This window comes from Pseudomonas sp. JAI111 (assembly GCF_024809425.1).
Lineage (GTDB): Bacteria > Pseudomonadota > Gammaproteobacteria > Pseudomonadales > Pseudomonadaceae > Aquipseudomonas.
Genome location: NZ_JANUCB010000005.1, coordinates 283,267 through 299,041, shown reverse-complemented (window position 1 = coordinate 299,041; position 15,775 = coordinate 283,267). Strand labels below are relative to the sequence as shown.

The following is a 15,775-nucleotide window of genomic DNA, read 5'->3' as shown; positions in this document are numbered from 1 at the left end:
AAGCACCACGTTGTGATCACGGTGCGAGTGATACGCACCATAGTGGTTGCTTCCTTAAGTCCACCTTAAGGGGGACGCTGGCAGTCTTATCGTCCTTGTAGGCCCAAGAGGTCGCGGGGTTGAGTCAAGAATGCTGAAAGACCGCGTGGGGTCAGAATCATCTATGACATGAGCGCGATATGCGCAGAGTCGAGACTTCGGCACACTGCGCGATACTCCAGCGAAGCGCTGACTGATGTGAGGAGAGGGATCAGGCGATGCGAATATTACTTGCAGAAGACGACCCGATGATTGGTAGCGGCTTGCAAAAAGGCTTGCGCCAGGAAGGGTACACGGTGGATTGGGTTACGGACGGCAAGACTGCCGTACTCGCTTTGGAAACCACCCCCTACGCATTGCTGCTACTCGACCTGGGACTACCGCGTCAGGATGGCATGGAGGTACTCAAGGTTCTGCGTCAACACGACGAGACCTTACCGGTAATCATAATCACCGCCCGCGACTCTTTACCGGATCGGGTGGCTGGTCTTGATCACGGCGCTGATGATTACCTGGTTAAACCGTTTGCCATCGAGGAACTGGTAGCCCGTATCCGCGCCGTCAGTCGCCGTCAGTCCGGGCGCGTGCAGACCGAGCTCCGGGGTGGCCCATTGCGCCTTGATCCGGTACGACACCTGCTGTGGTTGCGCAACGAGCCTGTCAGCCTGTCGGCCAAAGAATATGCGTTGCTGCACGAGCTGATGAAGGAGCCAGATGCAGTGATCTCGCGCGAGCAACTAGAGGATCGCCTGTACGGCTGGGGTGACGAAGTGGGAAGCAATGCGGTGGAAGTTCATATCCATAATCTTCGCAAGAAGCTTGGGGCCGAGGTGATCCGAACCGTCAGAGGGGTTGGTTATCACATTGGAGAGGACACATGAGTTCCCTCCGTCGGCGTCTGCTGTTATGGCTACTGCCAGCCACTTTTCTGGCTGGACTGCTGGCAAGTATCGGCACCTATTGGGGGGCTGTCCTTGAACTGGATGATCTGCTCAACGACCAAATGCGTTACCTCGCTGAGCACATCAGTGTGGAACCTGGTGAACGCGTTGTACTGACGGATACCGGTAATAAGCCCAGCCCACTGCGTGATGATAATGCTGACGAAGTGCTGTTTCAGGTGTGGAGCGCAGGCGTTTTGATTTATACGACCAATTCCGCGCTCAGGCTGCCTCCACCACTGCAAGCTGGACTGAGTGATGTTGAGGTCGGAGATCAAATCTGGCACACGTTTGTGAGCCAGCGCGGTGACAAGGTTTTCCGCGTAGCACAAGCACAAAATAAACGCTGGGAAGAGCTTGCCGGTCTAGCCGTGCACTTGCTGTGGCCAGTAGTGTCACTGATTCCCTTGCTTGCGCTTTTTTTGTGGTTTGGTATCACCTACGGGCTAAAACCACTGAAAACTGTGGCGACAGAGCTGTCGGAGCGCAACGTGAATAGCCTGCAGCCCATCGCTTCGAAAGAGCTGCCTAGCGAAGTTAAACCTTTGGTCGATGCGCTCAACGATCTTCTAGAACGCTTGGCAAATGCCTTCACTATGCAAAAAAATTTCATCGCTGATGCGGCGCACGAGCTACGAACACCAGTGGCAGCACTCAGCATTCAAGTAGAGCTGGCACAGCGAGCCACTCAAGATTCAGACAGGGCGGTATCGCTGTCAGAGGTACAGATGGGCGTTACACGCCTTTCTCATCTGACACAGCAGTTGTTGACCTTGGCCCGCTTGGAACCTGATGCGCAATCGCCAGTTATGCAGAGAGTTGACTTGTCCGCACTGTCCAAATCGGTGATCACTGATCAAATTCGTAGAGCTGAAGCCTCTGGTATCGATCTCGGGTTGACCGAGCAGTCTGCATCCAGCATTTTGGGGAATCCCGAAACGCTGCGTATCCTGCTCAATAACCTGGTCGACAACGCCATTCGTTACGCAGGCACCCGTGCAAAAATTGATGTGGCCGTACGTGATACCGACGAGGGGGTCGTGCTCGAGGTCTGCGACAACGGCCCGGGAATTAATTCGTTGGAGCGCAAACGCGTGCTTGAGCGATTCTATCGCGGCAACAATCAAACGAGCTCTGGCAGCGGACTGGGGCTTGCGATTGTTAACACGATTGCGGAGCAGCACGGAGCCCAGGTCGAACTTCATGCTGTAGCCACTGGCGCAGGGCTAAGTGTGTTGGTGATTTTTCCGTCTGAATTGGAAAAATTCGCTTGGTAGAAAGCTCTCTTTCAAAAGACTTGGCACGATACGCTCATCAGTGCTAGCGCCTTCAAGTGATACTGTCGGTGGATGACTTACCAGACACTCTATCGTTCGTAGCATAAATCGACGGGTATCACTTGAGTCGCAAATGTAAGACTGAGTCACCCACAGTTTTCTGAACGCCTCCGAGTGACTGCTTCTAGCCGATAGCTGTCACTCAGGCGTCATTAGGACTGCGAGCGTCAGCTTGATGAACTCCTCATTTTTGTCGATGGTGTCCAGGGCTCCTCGAACATTATCGGCGACGTCGGCCGATCCGCGCTGCTCAACCCAGTTCGAGAGTTCCAAGATGGCGGCTTCGAGGGCGAGCTGGTTTTCGTTCATCTTGAATAGCAGGGAAGGGAGCAGGTCTGAATTTGGCAAGGGCGATTCCTCCGTGGAATATCCAGCGTAGCAGGCGGCAACGGAAGTGACACATACGAAGGCGCAGATCCAGAGCACTGAGAGGGTATATTCGGGCTGATGTCGGGCCGGAGGTAGGGGAGAAAGAGAAAAAATCCGTTCCGCAACCCAAAACTAGCTCCTTGAAGGCCACAGGATACAGACCTTTAAAAATCAGTAGCTTGCGGAACTGTAAAGCTGCTAACCTATTGAAATAGCTTGTTTTGTGGATGGATTGCAAATCCACCTACGCCGGTTCGATTCCGACCTCGGCCTCCACTATAAATAAGCTCCGTAGATCTATGATTTACGGAGCTTTTTTATTTAAGCAGTCCTGCAAGATTTTGTCTTGAAAACGGGATCTGCGAACTTGCTTCACCGGGACGGGATGTATATATTTCGTCCTCTGTTGCACAAGCGTCAGAACTGCCAGATGGTTATTTGTCAGTCTCCATACTGCTACACCGCGCTACCGCCCGAATGGCGAAACTGGTAGACGCATGGGACTTAAAATCCCCCGCTCGTAAGGGCGTGCCGGTTCGATTCCGGCTTCGGGCACCATATATATCAAAGGCCTGCATGAGGAAACTCATGCAGGCCTTTGTCGTTTTTGCTCCGCAATTTTAGCGGCCAGTTACCGAATGGAATTTCTATACAAACGGCTGGCCAGTAAAACCGCGAGGTAATCTTTGCAGCCCGGTCATGGCAGTAAGCCGTTCCGTCCAGGCGGCGCGCCAGTCGTTGGCGGTATGAGTAGCTTTGGCTTTGCGAGCGGCGCGGCGTGCCGCGTTGCGTTCGTCCTTGCGCGCATCCTTGAATGCGTCGGTGTTTCGGCAGCTTCTGCATTTGACGCGGGTTAGCACGTTGGTTGAGGTGAGGTTGCTACCTTTGTGACCGCAGGCCAAGTGCCCGCTGACTTTGAAGTGAGTGACCATCAGACGCCTCCTTCGTGACGTGTAGTCATTTGACACCCCGTGGTTGCAGGCGTTCGACAGCCCGGACAACAGACAAAAAAATGGCCTGCATGCGGGCAGGCCAAGGGGGAGTTCATCAAAGGAGTGAGCTGACTTTAGGGCGCGCGGTGTGAACATAACGTGAAAGAAAAGTCGTAAATAAAAAAGCCCGGCGCCAGGCCGGGTTGGGGTATCACAGGAAATAATCAAGCAGGCACGCACGCAGTGACGATTAAGTCGCCGTTCGTGCGTGCTGAATCATGCCCTTTCTCGAAGGAAGAATCCGGATCAAATCATCTGAACCTTGGCAGCGGTGGCTCGACAGGTTTTAGCGAAGACAAGGTGTTTTGAATCAGCGGCTCGTCTTTTTCGATATCGTTCAGACGATCACGGATTCTGAGGGCTGTCGGGTGCCCCCCTTGATGATCCACCCAGTCGGCAATTTCCTTGCACGCGGCAGCAAGTCTGGCCTGACGAGAGTCAAGCAGGGTGAGCAGGGTGGTGATGGACTCTTTTTCGGACATGGCAAACACCTCCGTTCAAGAAACCTGGTAAGCGGCAGCAAAAAGCCCGCGAGTGCGAGCTTTCTGCCATTGGGGTCGCTGGTCCATCAGCTGTTTAAGTATAGACCCGGGCTTCAGCCTTGTCGGACCTTCACTTGAGACCTGGCATTGAGCTGTCGGCATTCACGTCGGGCATCTTCTTCAAGATCGAAACCGTCACCGATGAAGCCATGGGTTCGAGTATCGGCGATGCGATACCAGACGGCCGCGTCGGGTGGCAGGTGGCTGGTTTCTCCGACTCGGCGGCCATGAATGATGATCTTGTTGCAACGCTTCACAACGAAAATGTCTTCCATGGCGTCACCGCAGCTGATTTGTGTCCACATCAACTATAGAAGTTCTTTGCGAAGGTGCAAAAAATGGAAGGCTCAGTTCGTCGGTTCCGTCGCGGCGATCATTTTGTCCAGAAACATCGCCAGCCCGACTTCCTCTGCCCGCAGTCCTTTACGTGTCCTCGGCCGAGGCAGTTCGGCCAATGCGCCGAGCATGAAACCTTCGAGCACCGCCGGGTGGATGTAGCATTTGCGGCAGACTGCCGGGGTGTTGCCCAGCTGTTTGGCGACGTCTTTTACCATCGCCACCACATGCCGTTTTGCATCCGATTCGGGTTCCCACTGCAACTCTCGCAACACTGACAATGCCAGCGCGCTACCCGCCCAGGTGCGGTAATCCTTGGCCGTGAAGTCGGCGCCGGTGAGGGTTTGCAGGTAGGCATTGACGTCGGATGAGCTGACGGTGTGCCGCTCGCCTTGTTCGTCCAGGTATTGAAACAGGTCTTGTCCGGGGATCTCTAGGCAGCGCTTGATGATTCGCGCCAGGCGCCGGTCTTTCACGGTGATCTGGTGTTCGACGCCACTCTTGCCGCGGAATTGAAACAGGATCGCACTGCCATTCACCTCAACATGGCGGCTGCGCAGGGTGGTCAGGCCATAGGACCGATTTTCCCGGGCGTATTGGGTGTTGCCGACCCGGATCAACGTCGCATCGAGCAAGGTGATCACGGTCGCCATGACTTTGTCCCGACTGAACCCGGGAGCGTCGAGCAATGCTTCCAGGCGTTTGCGCAACTTGGGCAATGCCTGGCCGAAATCCCGCAGGCGCGAGTATTTGTCGGCGTCGCGCACTTCGCGCCAGCGCGGGTGATAGCGGTATTGTTTGCGGCCGCGAGCATCACGGCCGGTGGCTTGCAGATGGCCGCGAGGGTCGGCGCAGATCCACACGTTGGTGTAGGCCGGTGGCACGGCGAGGGCGTTGATGCGTTTGATTTCGTCGGGGTCCTTGATGCGCTGGCCCGCAGGATCGAAATAGCAGAATTTCCCGCGCAACAGCTTGCGGGTTATTCCGGGCTGCGTGTCATCGACATAGTGCAGGTCCGGTGGCAGCACATCTGGCAGCGCGTTATCGGGCATGGTGGGCAATCCTCGGCGACGAATCAGGGGCCTGTAAAGGCATTGACCGCGCCTGTTCGCCGTGGTGCCAGCGGATTTAAGCCAGGACGGCCACCGCTTTGATTTGCGCCCAAAGCTGTTGGCCGGGGTGCACGCCGAGTTGATCCCGGGAGTAACGCGTGATGCGCGCGAGCAGTGGCGTGCCCGCTGCGTTCAGGCGGATCAGCACGTGGGCGGCATTGTCGGCGCCGATTTCACTGACTACCGTAACGGGCAAGCGATTGAGGATGCTGCTTTGCTCGACGCTTTGCAGGCTCAGGCTGACATCGCGCGCCTGGACCTTGCAGCGCAATGCCTGACCCTGGCTCATGGGCGCGTGTGCCACCCGAATGCTCAAATCGGTACCGGGCAGTTGCAGCGTGAGCAATTGATAGTGCGGGTCATAAGCGCTGACATGACCTTCAACCACCACGCCAGCATCGTCGCCCAGCGCCAGAGGCAAATCGAGACGCGCCAGGGTTTCACCAATGGGACCGCTGGCAAGCGCCTTGCCATCGCTGAGCAAGACGAGGTGATCGGCCAGCCGCGCCACTTCATCCTGCGAATGGCTGACGTACAGCACCGGGATCTCCAGTTCATCGTGCAAGCGTTGCAGGTACGGCAGGATCTCGTTTTTACGCTGGCTATCCAGCGCTGCGAGCGGTTCGTCCATCAGCAACAGTTTCGGGCTGGTGAGCAGCGCACGAGCGATGCCGATGCGTTGCCGTTCACCGCCGGACAGATGTTGCGGATGACGGTCCAGCAGATGACCGATACCCAGCAGTTCAGTGGCATGCGCCATGTCGACCCGGCGCTGTGGCTTAGGGATACGTTTGAGGCCGAACTCCAGATTGGCCAGCACCGAGAGGTGGGGAAACAGGCTGGCTTCCTGGAAAACGTAACCCAGTGCGCGTTTATGTGGAGGGACGAAAATCTTCTTGTCGCTGTCCTGCCAGACTTCATCGTTGACCTGAATGAAGCCGTTTTCGGCCCGTTCCAGACCGGCAATGCAGCGCAGGCACGTGGTCTTTCCCGAGCCGGAAGGACCGTAAAGCGCGGTCACTCCACGGCCCGGCAAATGCAGATCGACGTCCAGGGCGAACCCCGAGAAATTCAATTTCAGGCGCGTATGAATCATCGATCAGCTCCAGCCCGCTTTGGTTTTGCGGCTGGAGTAGAGCGCCAGCAACACGGCAAACGAGAACACCAGCATGGCCCCGGCCAACCAATGGGCCTGGGCGTATTCCATCGCTTCGACGTGGTCGTAGATTTGCACGGAGACCACGCGGGTCTTGTCGGGGATGTTGCCGCCGATCATCAGCACCACGCCGAATTCGCCGACAGTGTGGGCGAAACCGAGAATGGTCGCGGTGATAAATCCCGGGCGTGCCAGTGGCAGAATCACGCTGAAAAAAGTGTCCCAAGGATTGGCGCGCAAGGTCGCGGCTACTTCCAATGGGCGAGTGCCAATGGCGGAAAACGCGTTTTGCAGCGGCTGGACCACAAACGGCATCGAGTAAAGCACTGAGCCGATGACCAGACCGGCAAAACTGAAGGTCAGCGTGCCGAGCCCCAACGATTGGGTGAAATGACCGACGAAGCCATTTGGGCCCAGCGCCAGCAACAGATAAAAACCAATCACCGTGGGCGGCAGCACCAGGGGCAGGGCAACCACGGCCCCGACCGGGCCACGCAGCCAGGAGTGGGTGCGCGACAGCCATAACGCAATCGGAGTGCCGATGATCAACAGGATCACCGTGGTCAGGGACGCCAGTTTCAGGGTCAACCAGATGGCGGAAAAATCGGCACTCGTCAGGGTCATTTAGAGTTGGTAACCGTAGGACTTGATGACAGCGGCGGCTTTCGGCCCCTTGAGGTAGACAACCAACGCTTTGGCAGCCGGGTTGTCCTTGCCCTTGTTGAGGATCACGGCGTCTTGTTTGATCGGGTCGTGCATGTCCGCCGGAACGATCCACGCTGAACCGCTGGTGACTTTGCCGTCTTTATAGATCTGCGACAAGGCCACAAAGCCCAGTTCAGCGTTGCCGGTGGAAACGAACTGGTAGGCCTGGGTGATGTTCTGGCCTTCAACGATCTTGTCTTTGACCTTGTCGGTCAGGCCCAGCCTGGCCAGCACCTGTGTGGCAGCCAGGCCATAAGGAGCGGCCTTTGGGTTGGCAATGGACAAATGCTGATACTGATTGTCGCTCAGTACCTTGCCCTTGGCATCGACGTATCCGTCTTTTGCCGACCACAGCGCCAACGTGCCGACGGCGTAGGTAAAGCGTGACCCCTTGACGGTATCGCCTTCGGCTTCGAGTTTTTGCGGGGTGGTGTCGTCTGCCGAGAGGAACACTTCGAACGGCGCGCCATTCTTGATCTGGGTGTAGAACTGGCCCGTTGCGCCGAAGGAGGTGACCAGTTTGTGCCCGGTGTCTTTCTCGAAATCAGCAGCGATGGCTTGGATCGGCGCGGTGAAGTTGGCGGCGACGGCCACCTGGACTTCGTCTGCCTGAGCGGAGCCGAAAGCGAATACGGCGACCAGCGCTGCGAGACAGGTTGGGGCAAAACGTGAGGCACGAATGGTCATGAAACGGCTCCGTTATAGGCGAATGCAACGAGGGGTTAAACGCTATATAGCGGAATATATAGCGAAATGCCTGCAAACGGAATGCGTGGAATTCAGGACCTTGAAGTAATCCATGGCCTGTAGCAGCCTTTGGCGGCTGCTACAGGGGAGGCGCGTGTTACCGACGAATCAACTTGGCCAGGCCTTCTTCCGCCAACTGCCGAGTCAGCTCGGCTGTGGTCGTTTCAGTGCACAACGTAAACGCCTGCCCAGCCCAGAGGTTGCTGAAATCCGCTTCGCCTTTGGCGCGCAACGGCATCAACGCACCACCGGCCAGAGGAAAGGCGGGGGCTTTGTCGCTCATGGGGCCGAGTTCGCGCATGACCCGATTGAGAATTCCGCGTGCCGGGCGGCCGGTGAAAATGTTGGTTACCGCGGTCTCGCTTTCCTTGGCGGTGCGCAACGCTTTGTGGTGGGACGCGCTGACCTTGGCTTCCGGTGTGAACAGATAAGCCGTCCCCACCTGCACCGCCGAAGCGCCCAGCACAAACGCCGCCGCGACGCCCCGCGCATCGCTGATCCCGCCCGCAGCAATCACCGGCACTTTCACCGCATCGACGATTTGCGGCACCAAGGCGAATGTTCCTACCTGGCTGCTCAGGTCATCGCTGAGAAACATCCCGCGATGGCCTCCGGCCTCGTAACCCATGGCGATGATCGCGTCGCAGCCATGTTGTTCCAGCCAGATGGCTTCTTCGACCGTGGTCGCCGACGAGAGGATTTTTGCCCCGGTGGCCTTGACCCGATCCAGCAGGGTTTTTTCGGGCAGGCCGAAGTGGAAGCTCACGACTTCGGGGCGAAACTCTTCGAGCACTTCGCAGGCTGCGTTATCGAAAGGTGCACGATTGGAGACCGGTGTCGGCGCCTCGAAATCGACGCCCAGCTCCCGATAGTAGGGTTCCAGCAGATTCTTCCAGTCTCGCGCGCGTTGCTCGTCGGCGGCTGGCATTTGATGGCAAAAGTAGTTGATGTTGAACGGACGCTGACTGTGTTGACGGATCGTCTTCAGCTCCTCGCGTAATTGTTCGATGCTCAGCATGGCGGCGGGCATAGAACCCAGGCCGCCAGCATTGCTCGCCGCAATGACCATGGCCGAGCCGGTGGCGCCCGCCATGGGCGCCTGGATGATCGGCAGCTCGATGCCGAGCAGGTCAAGAATGCGGGTGTCTGGCCATTGGCTCATTTCAATGATTCTCCGACGGGTAGAACCGTTTTTTACCAGCAATTACCGGGGCAGGGCCAGTCGACTTTTGGCCGGCGAAAAAAAAGCATAGCGATGCGTCATGGAAACGCTCGACGCTTTGGCGGCTTAGCTGAAGGTCTTGTACGGCAAAATGTTTCTTTGTGGTATTTCAATAGGTCCACAACCTGATTGATTCCATTGAGAGGTCATGATGTTCAAAGGTATTTTGATCGACAAAGACGACAGCGGTTACCGGGCCACACTGCAAGAGATCAATGACGATCAACTGCCCGAGGGGGATGTGACCGTGCGCGTGGCGTATAGCACGCTGAACTTCAAGGATGGCCTGGCAATCACTGGCAGCAGCCCGGTGGTGAGGAAATTCCCGATGGTGCCGGGGATCGATCTGGCCGGCAGCGTCGAGACCAGTCAGCATCCGGACTACAAGGTCGGTGACCAGGTCCTGCTCAATGGCTGGGGCGTGGGCGAAGGGCATTGGGGTGGACTGGCGCAAAAGGCTCGCCTGAAGGGCGACTGGCTGATTCCACTGCCCAAGGAATTCACTGCAGCCCAGGCCATGGCGATCGGTACTGCCGGGTACACGGCGATGCTGAGCATCCTGGCGCTGGAACATAACGGCGTGACGCCTGAGCAGGGTGAGGTTCTGGTCACTGGCGCCAATGGTGGCGTCGGCAGCTTCGCCATCGCACTGCTGAGCAAACTCGGCTATCGGGTCGTGGCATCCACCGGCCGCACCTCCGAACACGATTACCTCAAGCAGCTGGGGGCCAGCGAAATCATTGATCGCGCCACGCTTTCCGAGCCTGGCAAACCATTGGCCAAAGAGCGTTGGGCCGCGGTGATCGACTCGGTCGGCAGTCACACGCTGGCCAACGCCTGTGCCAGCACCAAGGCCAATGGCACGGTGGCCGCGTGCGGTCTGGCACAAGGCATGGACTTTCCGGCGTCAGTCGCTCCATTCATTTTGCGCGGCGTGACCCTTGCCGGGATCAACAGCGTGACGCAACCCAAAGCCAAGCGTGTAGAGGCCTGGAATCGCCTGGCGAAAGATCTGGATTTTGCCCTGTTACCGCTGATCAGTCATGAGATCGGCTTGAGCGAAGCCATCGACGCCGCGCCGCGCCTGCTGGCCGGGCAATTGCGCGGTCGGGTTGTGGTTGATGTGAACCGCTGATTACATGGATTCGCGTTCCAGCAACTGACGTTTGCGCTCGACACCCCAGCGATAGCCCGACAGGTTGCCGTCGCTACGCACCACGCGGTGGCAGGGAATGGCCACTGCGATGCTGTTCGCGCCACAGGCCTGGGCCACGGCACGTACGGCTTTCGGTGCACCGATCCGTTGAGCGATATCGGCGTAGCTGGCGGTGCTGCCGGCAGGAATCTCCCGCAGCGCCTGCCAGACCCGTTCCTGGAATGCCGTCCCGCGTACGTCCAGTGGCAAATCCAGGCCCATGGCCGGTGCCTCGATAAAACCGACAACCTTGGCGATCAATTGCTCAAATGCGTGATCGGCGCCAATCAGGTTGGCACGTCGAAACTTGTCCTGCAGGTCGCAGACCAATTGGTGCGGATCGTCCCCCAGTAAAATCGCGCAGACGCCGCGTTCACTTTGCGCCACCAGAATCGCCCCCAGGGAACACTGGCCGACCGCGAAGCGGATGTCGGTATTCTTGCCAGCCGCGCGGTAATCCCCAGGTTTCATGCCGAGCACCTGATCGGCCGACTCATAGAAGCGGCTATTGGAATTGAAGCCTGCCTCATAAAGGGCATCGGTGACCGAGCCGGCATGCTCCAGACGATCACGAACCTTGCGTGAGCGATGGGCCGTGGCGTAACCCTTGGGTGTCAACCCGGTCACGGCTTTGAACACGCGATGAAAGTGGAAACTGCTAAGGCCGGCAGCTTGCGCCAATTCATTCAGGGCGGGCAGATGTTCGGCGGATTCGATATGACGGCACGCGGCGGCGACGATCACGGCGTGCTGTGCTGCAACGTCGCTTTGATCCTTTGCGGCCCGCTTGCTCGGACGATAGCCGGCCGCCCGGGCTTGTTCGGCGGTGTCGAAAAACTCGACATTCTGCGGATTCGGCAAGCGCGCCAGACTGCTGGGGCGGCAGTAGATCCCGGTGGTTTTCACGGCATAGACAAATTCCCCGTCCGCTTCTGGATCGCGCGCGACGACAGCCGCCCAGCGGGGGTCGTCCTTGGTGGCAATTTTTTTTGAATGAGTGGTCATGGTGTTATGTCCGTTGGCCCGTTTCATTCAGACTATCCAGCCAGCAGGATCGCGACACTCCGAGTCTTGCGGTCGAATTCGAGGGTTTCAACCGGCGGTTCGAAAAGTGAAGTTGATCCGTTGCTCGCCCAGTCGCGGGTGATAACCCTCTTTGACCGGCAGGACGCCGTGATAGCGCAAGCGGTCGACGCCACCCCAGACCACGATATCGCCATGCAGCAGCCCTATGCGCTGGCTTTTGTCCCCACGTTCAAAGCCACCGAACAGAAACGTAGCCGGCAATCCCAGTGACACGGACACTATGGGCGCCGCGTAGGAACCTTCGTCTTTGTCCTGATGCAATGACATCTTGGCTCCAGGGATATAGCGGTTGATCAGGCAGGAGTCGGGTACGAAGTCCGCAAATCCCGCTTCCCGTGCCGCCGCTTGTGCCAGTTCGAAAAACACCAGGGGCATCTTGGGCCAGGGTTGTCCTGTCTGCGGGTCGTGACGCGTGTAGCGGTAACCGCTGCGGTCGGTGGTCCAACCCCAGGTGCCGCAACTGCTCAAGGCGACCGACATGGTGAAACCGCCTGGCGTGACCATTTGCCGAAACGGTGCTGCCACCAGAACCGCTTCCAGTTCGGGCAGCAATTGTTCCAGCCAGGGCAGGGCAAAGCCTCGCAGGACGTAGGACTGTTCACCGATCTGCTCGCGCCGGGGCAGTTGCTCGGGCTCGGCATCAGCAAACATATCGAGGGTGGTCGGGCTCATGGGGTCATAGCGCATCGTGAAAGATGATTCCAAGAGTATGCCGTTTTCCACTGTGAAGGCGACTCACGCCGTGGCGCATCGTCCTCTGGCGCTGCTTGGTCTGAAGCGATAAGAGTGTGAACACTCTGGCACTTGGGCCCAGACTCGGGCGGGCGCGGAGGATGACGTCCTTGTTGTCGCTCCGGCAGCCGAGGCGCGTTACAGTGCCTTGCTGACGCTGATATCGCTGATGACGTCTTCGCTCGAACCATGGATGGCGTCCAGCGCGGCTTTGGCTTCTTCTTCAGTGCCGTTTACCAGTTGGGCAAATTCGAAGCGGCGTTCACCGTTGAGTTTGTATTTGATGACGTACTTGGTCGTTTGGGCCACGGTGATTCCTGCCTGTGTGCGTGTGAGAGCGTTTTTCAGCTCAGTTTCGAGCTGGAACGACGGATGATCTTGATCGAGTGCGTCAGGGTCGGTTTACGGGTCACGCTGATCGGGCGACGGTTGACCGTGTCGATGGTGATGTTCCAGAAACCGGTGCTCGGCGCTGTAATCCGGGCCGGGAAGGTGTCGAACGCACCGCCGTGGTAAGTGTGACGGCCGCCATTCTTGAAGCTGCGGAAGTTGGCGTCGTTCATCAAGCGGATGTTGCACATTTGCGAGCACTGGATGACGACAATGTCGTCTTCGTTGAGGTGCTCGCGCTGGTGGATAAATTTCATGAGGCGCCTCCAGAAGGGCTTTTTCTACAAAATCAAATCGATAGCATGGGCGATTGGCGCAGTTTATCAGCCCGAACGGGTTATTATCCGGTCGCCGGGGTCCGCTTTGACAATTAAAAACAGTTATTCGGAATTCTATGAGCGATAAAAGCAATGAGCCTCGGAGAAAATCAGCATTTGTGCTGTCGGAGGGTCTTTATCGGAGGTTTAGTATGAAGTGGGGTGTATTGGTCCTGCCGCTGGCTTTAGTAGTGAGCGGTTGCGCAAATGTCGCGGAAATTAGTGAAACGCTGCCCACGATGAATGTGATCTCAGGCAAGAAGCCCCATGAGTATGCGCAGTGCCTGGTAGAAAATCTGGCGAAGAGTCGTGGCGCCTTGCAACTGGAGTCGCACAAGGACGGTGTGCGGGTGATCGTGCCAGCCAAGTTTTCTTCGGCCCCGGCCGCTGTCTTCGATATCGAAGAACGCTCGAGCGGCAGCAGTATCAAGCTGCATGAGCGGATGTCCAATGTGCCGATACGTCCAAAGGATGTACAGAAAGCCGCCAATATCTGTATTTCCGGCTGATAGAATGGCGAGCTTCAGCATCAATGCCGTCAAGGTCGCACTTTGACGGCATTGTCATTTTTGGAGTCGAGCATGAAGCGAGAGCAGGTGCGGGAGCGCCATGCAGAGGGTCTGATCTCTGCCACCCACGTGATTCAGAACCCGGCGACCCCGGGTGAATGGATCGTTTTTTTCAAGAAAAGCGCCGGGCGCAGTTATTTCCTGGTGGATGAGAACGACGAAGTTGAATCCTTCGCTCGCCTCGACGATTTGATCGAGACCGTACGCGGCCTCGGGCTCAAATTCGCCGAAATTCACATGTAGAACCGCAGGCTTTACTTGCAGACCACCACGACACTGCGGTTTTTGAAGTTGCCGACATCGACACCCAGTGTCTTGTCGCTTTCCTTGGTCGAAGGTGAGCCGTCGGTACCGACGATCCGGTAGCCGGTACCAGCGCACGAGGCGTCGGCTTTTTCATAGCAAGTGGCCCAGGAGTTGGCTTCTCCAGGGCATTCGATGGTCAGGCCTTGCTCGCCATTGTTCAGGTAAGTCGTTTCGGAAGTGGCGCAGCCGTTCAGGGCCAATATCGCAATCAGTGGCAAAAATCTTTTCATGTTGTTGTCGTCGTCAGGATGATGGGGCTATGGCTGTGACATCGCTGATGTCAAAAGGTTATAGCGAATGGCCACTTCTTTGCAGGCAATCACAAAAAAAGCCCTGCATGAGCAGGGCTTCGTCAAAAAACCGGGTTCAGATCAAGCCTTGTCTTTGCCGCGACGGTTGGTGGTTGGGTGTTCCAGTTCCATTACGGATGCCACCTCAGTTGCCATTGCTTCGGTCGGCAAGGGACCGATTTTTTCACCCGTGGCGCTTTGCAGCCACCACTGGCCGTCTTTCGCCTTACTGATCAAGTACCCGTTGACGCTTTTTGCATCCGACATCTATATGCCTCGTTGGCTGGTTCTGTTGCGCAATGATAGCGCCAAATGCACTCAGGCGGTGCCGATGGGCGTATGGTGGTGCGATTGAATCGCCCGTGCAGGTCTGCTGATCTCTGCTATCTATTAGGGTCGGCCATCAGATCTGCGGAACTATCCGCGATAATATTTCTCTATGTTGGCATCGGTTAGCCAGTGCGGGGCATTGTAAGGTGCACGCCGCCTGATTAGACTGCGCCGAAACTCGTACACACAGCCCTTTCAAGGACTTATATGATCAAGAAATGCTTGTTCCCAGCAGCCGGTTACGGTACTCGCTTCCTGCCAGCGACTAAAGCCATGCCCAAAGAAATGCTGCCGGTGGTAAACAAGCCACTGATCCAGTACGGCGTCGAAGAAGCACTGGACGCTGGGTTGACTGAAATCTCCATCGTCACCGGTCGCGGCAAACGCGCTCTGGAAGACCACTTCGACATCAGCTACGAGCTGGAAAACCAGATCAAGGGCACCGACAAAGAGAAATACCTGGTCGGTATCCGCAAGCTGCTCGACAACTGCTCGTTCTCCTACACCCGCCAGACAGAAATGAAAGGCCTGGGCCACGCGATCCTGACCGGTCGTCCACTGATCGGTGATGAACCCTTCGCCGTGGTACTGGCGGATGACTTGTGCGTCAACCTCGATGGTGACGGCGTTCTGACCCAGATGGTCAAGCTGTACAAGCAGTTCCGCTGCTCGATCGTCGCGATCCAGGAAGTCGACCCGCAAGAAACTCACAAATACGGTGTGATCTCCGGTGAGATGATCCGCGACGACATCTACCGCGTTCACAGCATGGTTGAAAAACCAAAGCCGGAAGACGCGCCGTCGAACCTGGCGATCATCGGTCGTTACATCCTGACGCCGGACATCTTCGACCTGATCGAACAAACCGAGCCAGGCAAGGGTGGTGAAATCCAGATCACCGACGCCCTGATGAAGCAGGCCCAAAACGGCTGCGTCATGGCCTACAAGTTCAAAGGCAAGCGGTTCGACTGCGGTGGCGCTGAAGGCTACATCGACGCGACCAACTTCTGCTTCGAGAACTTCTACAAGACTGGCAAGGCTTACTGATTAGCGCCTGACCTG

21 protein-coding genes, 1 tRNA gene and 1 pseudogene are annotated in these 15,775 nt (G+C 57.2%); 7 read left to right on the top strand and 16 right to left on the bottom strand.

Features of this window, described 5'->3' with window-relative positions:
- Nucleotides 1-257: 257 nt before the first annotated feature.
- Both HNR03_RS18115 and HNR03_RS18110 read left to right on the top strand, forming a co-directional pair.
- Nucleotides 258-920, top strand: coding sequence for a response regulator (locus tag HNR03_RS18115; RefSeq protein ID WP_259154976.1), 663 nt, complete (start codon nt 258-260; stop codon nt 918-920).
- Complete coding sequence (locus tag HNR03_RS18110; RefSeq protein ID WP_259154975.1) at nt 917-2,257, top strand: ATP-binding protein; 1,341 nt, start codon at nt 917-919, stop codon at nt 2,255-2,257. Before HNR03_RS18115 ends, HNR03_RS18110 begins: the two co-directional genes overlap by 4 nt.
- Before the next feature lie 198 nt (nt 2,258-2,455).
- Here the strand turns inward: HNR03_RS18110 and HNR03_RS18105 are convergent, their stop codons facing one another.
- Entirely contained in the window at nt 2,456-2,665 is a 210-nt protein-coding gene (locus tag HNR03_RS18105; RefSeq protein WP_259154974.1) for a hypothetical protein, read from the bottom strand.
- Between the two features lie 492 nt (nt 2,666-3,157).
- Between HNR03_RS18105 and HNR03_RS18100 the strand changes: the two genes are divergently transcribed.
- Nucleotides 3,158-3,244 (top strand) — tRNA-Leu (locus HNR03_RS18100).
- An 89-nt stretch (nt 3,245-3,333) separates the two neighbouring features.
- Here HNR03_RS18100 and HNR03_RS18095 read toward each other — a convergent pair.
- From HNR03_RS18095 to HNR03_RS18060, 8 genes are all read right to left on the bottom strand, one after another.
- Nucleotides 3,334-3,618 carry a hypothetical protein gene (locus HNR03_RS18095; protein WP_090183508.1) on the bottom strand — a complete coding sequence of 95 codons (285 nt, stop codon included), beginning with the start codon at nt 3,616-3,618 and terminating at the stop codon, nt 3,334-3,336.
- A gap of 311 nt (nt 3,619-3,929) precedes the next feature.
- On the bottom strand, nt 3,930-4,160 hold the full coding sequence (locus tag HNR03_RS18090) for a hypothetical protein (RefSeq protein ID WP_090183510.1): 231 nt from the start codon (nt 4,158-4,160) through the stop codon (nt 3,930-3,932).
- Nucleotides 4,161-4,273: 113 nt separating this feature from the next.
- Entirely contained in the window at nt 4,274-4,495 is a 222-nt protein-coding gene (locus tag HNR03_RS18085) for a hypothetical protein (RefSeq protein ID WP_259154973.1), read from the bottom strand.
- Nucleotides 4,496-4,567: 72 nt separating this feature from the next.
- The gene (locus HNR03_RS18080; RefSeq protein WP_259154972.1) at nt 4,568-5,608 is read right to left on the bottom strand and encodes a DNA topoisomerase IB; all 1,041 of its coding nucleotides are present in this window, start codon (nt 5,606-5,608) and stop codon (nt 4,568-4,570) included.
- Nucleotides 5,609-5,684: 76 nt separating this feature from the next.
- Nucleotides 5,685-6,764, bottom strand: a complete 1,080-nt coding sequence (gene modC, locus HNR03_RS18075; protein WP_259154971.1) for a molybdenum ABC transporter ATP-binding protein — start codon at nt 6,762-6,764, stop codon at nt 5,685-5,687.
- A 3-nt stretch (nt 6,765-6,767) separates the two neighbouring features.
- Nucleotides 6,768-7,448, bottom strand: a complete 681-nt coding sequence (gene modB / locus HNR03_RS18070; protein ID WP_259154970.1) for a molybdate ABC transporter permease subunit — start codon at nt 7,446-7,448, stop codon at nt 6,768-6,770.
- A complete protein-coding gene (gene modA / locus HNR03_RS18065) occupies nt 7,449-8,216 on the bottom strand; it encodes a molybdate ABC transporter substrate-binding protein (RefSeq protein WP_259154969.1) in 768 nt (255 codons plus the stop codon).
- Between the two features lie 157 nt (nt 8,217-8,373).
- Nucleotides 8,374-9,438, bottom strand: a complete 1,065-nt coding sequence (locus HNR03_RS18060) for a nitronate monooxygenase family protein (protein WP_259154968.1) — start codon at nt 9,436-9,438, stop codon at nt 8,374-8,376.
- A 211-nt stretch (nt 9,439-9,649) separates the two neighbouring features.
- Here HNR03_RS18060 and HNR03_RS18055 point away from each other — a divergent pair, with 211 nt between their 5' ends.
- Nucleotides 9,650-10,633 (top strand): MDR family oxidoreductase, encoded by a 984-nt coding sequence (locus HNR03_RS18055; protein WP_259155172.1) that lies wholly within the window; start codon nt 9,650-9,652, stop codon nt 10,631-10,633.
- On the opposite strand, the gene ada is transcribed toward HNR03_RS18055, so the two are convergent.
- The 5 genes and pseudogenes from ada to HNR03_RS18030 form a co-directional block, all read right to left on the bottom strand.
- Nucleotides 10,634-11,698: a bifunctional DNA-binding transcriptional regulator/O6-methylguanine-DNA methyltransferase Ada gene (ada, locus tag HNR03_RS18050; protein ID WP_259154967.1), complete on the bottom strand. Its 1,065-nt coding sequence runs from the start codon at nt 11,696-11,698 to the stop codon at nt 10,634-10,636.
- Nucleotides 11,699-11,785: 87 nt separating this feature from the next.
- Nucleotides 11,786-12,466 (bottom strand): DNA oxidative demethylase AlkB, encoded by a 681-nt coding sequence (alkB, locus tag HNR03_RS18045; protein ID WP_259154966.1) that lies wholly within the window; start codon nt 12,464-12,466, stop codon nt 11,786-11,788.
- A pseudogene (locus HNR03_RS18040) lies at nt 12,456-12,533 on the bottom strand (2OG-Fe(II) oxygenase); the annotation flags it as partial. The gene alkB and the pseudogene HNR03_RS18040, both read right to left, overlap by 11 nt.
- A gap of 116 nt (nt 12,534-12,649) precedes the next feature.
- Nucleotides 12,650-12,820: a hypothetical protein gene (locus HNR03_RS18035; protein WP_090183523.1), complete on the bottom strand. Its 171-nt coding sequence runs from the start codon at nt 12,818-12,820 to the stop codon at nt 12,650-12,652.
- Nucleotides 12,821-12,855: 35 nt separating this feature from the next.
- A complete protein-coding gene (locus HNR03_RS18030) occupies nt 12,856-13,158 on the bottom strand; it encodes a DUF1883 domain-containing protein (RefSeq protein ID WP_007900033.1) in 303 nt (100 codons plus the stop codon).
- Between the two features lie 212 nt (nt 13,159-13,370).
- On the opposite strand from HNR03_RS18030, the gene HNR03_RS18025 reads away from it, so the two are divergent.
- Complete coding sequence (locus HNR03_RS18025) at nt 13,371-13,727, top strand: hypothetical protein (protein WP_222590411.1); 357 nt, start codon at nt 13,371-13,373, stop codon at nt 13,725-13,727.
- 72 nt (nt 13,728-13,799) lie between these two features.
- Nucleotides 13,800-14,030: a hypothetical protein gene (locus tag HNR03_RS18020; RefSeq protein WP_259154958.1), complete on the top strand. Its 231-nt coding sequence runs from the start codon at nt 13,800-13,802 to the stop codon at nt 14,028-14,030.
- Between the two features lie 11 nt (nt 14,031-14,041).
- Here the strand turns inward: HNR03_RS18020 and HNR03_RS18015 are convergent, their stop codons facing one another.
- Nucleotides 14,042-14,323, bottom strand: coding sequence for a hypothetical protein (locus HNR03_RS18015; protein WP_222586470.1), 282 nt, complete (start codon nt 14,321-14,323; stop codon nt 14,042-14,044).
- A 141-nt stretch (nt 14,324-14,464) separates the two neighbouring features.
- Complete coding sequence (locus HNR03_RS18010) at nt 14,465-14,650, bottom strand: hypothetical protein (RefSeq protein WP_259154957.1); 186 nt, start codon at nt 14,648-14,650, stop codon at nt 14,465-14,467.
- A 270-nt stretch (nt 14,651-14,920) separates the two neighbouring features.
- Here HNR03_RS18010 and galU point away from each other — a divergent pair, with 270 nt between their 5' ends.
- Entirely contained in the window at nt 14,921-15,760 is an 840-nt protein-coding gene (gene galU, locus HNR03_RS18005) for a UTP--glucose-1-phosphate uridylyltransferase GalU (RefSeq protein ID WP_090183531.1), read from the top strand.
- Nucleotides 15,761-15,775 lie beyond the last annotated feature (15 nt).

What these genes read in the sequence shown, in the direction of transcription:
- HNR03_RS18115 (WP_259154976.1), top strand. Translation starts at nt 258, where the DNA reads ATGCGAATATTACTTGCAGAAGACGACCCGATGATTGGTAGCGGCTTG.
- HNR03_RS18110 (WP_259154975.1), top strand. Translation starts at nt 917, where the DNA reads ATGAGTTCCCTCCGTCGGCGTCTGCTGTTATGGCTACTGCCAGCCACT.
- HNR03_RS18095 (WP_090183508.1), bottom strand. Translation starts at nt 3,618, where the DNA reads ATGGTCACTCACTTCAAAGTCAGCGGGCACTTGGCCTGCGGTCACAAA.
- HNR03_RS18090 (WP_090183510.1), bottom strand. Translation starts at nt 4,160, where the DNA reads ATGTCCGAAAAAGAGTCCATCACCACCCTGCTCACCCTGCTTGACTCT.
- HNR03_RS18085 (WP_259154973.1), bottom strand. Translation starts at nt 4,495, where the DNA reads ATGGAAGACATTTTCGTTGTGAAGCGTTGCAACAAGATCATCATTCAT.
- HNR03_RS18080 (WP_259154972.1), bottom strand. Translation starts at nt 5,608, where the DNA reads ATGCCCGATAACGCGCTGCCAGATGTGCTGCCACCGGACCTGCACTAT.
- modC (WP_259154971.1), bottom strand. Translation starts at nt 6,764, where the DNA reads ATGATTCATACGCGCCTGAAATTGAATTTCTCGGGGTTCGCCCTGGAC.
- modB (WP_259154970.1), bottom strand. Translation starts at nt 7,448, where the DNA reads ATGACCCTGACGAGTGCCGATTTTTCCGCCATCTGGTTGACCCTGAAA.
- modA (WP_259154969.1), bottom strand. Translation starts at nt 8,216, where the DNA reads ATGACCATTCGTGCCTCACGTTTTGCCCCAACCTGTCTCGCAGCGCTG.
- HNR03_RS18060 (WP_259154968.1), bottom strand. Translation starts at nt 9,438, where the DNA reads ATGAGCCAATGGCCAGACACCCGCATTCTTGACCTGCTCGGCATCGAG.
- HNR03_RS18055 (WP_259155172.1), top strand. Translation starts at nt 9,650, where the DNA reads ATGTTCAAAGGTATTTTGATCGACAAAGACGACAGCGGTTACCGGGCC.
- ada (WP_259154967.1), bottom strand. Translation starts at nt 11,698, where the DNA reads ATGACCACTCATTCAAAAAAAATTGCCACCAAGGACGACCCCCGCTGG.
- alkB (WP_259154966.1), bottom strand. Translation starts at nt 12,466, where the DNA reads ATGCGCTATGACCCCATGAGCCCGACCACCCTCGATATGTTTGCTGAT.
- HNR03_RS18030 (WP_007900033.1), bottom strand. Translation starts at nt 13,158, where the DNA reads ATGAAATTTATCCACCAGCGCGAGCACCTCAACGAAGACGACATTGTC.
- HNR03_RS18025 (WP_222590411.1), top strand. Translation starts at nt 13,371, where the DNA reads ATGAAGTGGGGTGTATTGGTCCTGCCGCTGGCTTTAGTAGTGAGCGGT.
- HNR03_RS18020 (WP_259154958.1), top strand. Translation starts at nt 13,800, where the DNA reads ATGAAGCGAGAGCAGGTGCGGGAGCGCCATGCAGAGGGTCTGATCTCT.
- HNR03_RS18015 (WP_222586470.1), bottom strand. Translation starts at nt 14,323, where the DNA reads ATGAAAAGATTTTTGCCACTGATTGCGATATTGGCCCTGAACGGCTGC.
- HNR03_RS18010 (WP_259154957.1), bottom strand. Translation starts at nt 14,650, where the DNA reads ATGTCGGATGCAAAAAGCGTCAACGGGTACTTGATCAGTAAGGCGAAA.
- galU (WP_090183531.1), top strand. Translation starts at nt 14,921, where the DNA reads ATGATCAAGAAATGCTTGTTCCCAGCAGCCGGTTACGGTACTCGCTTC.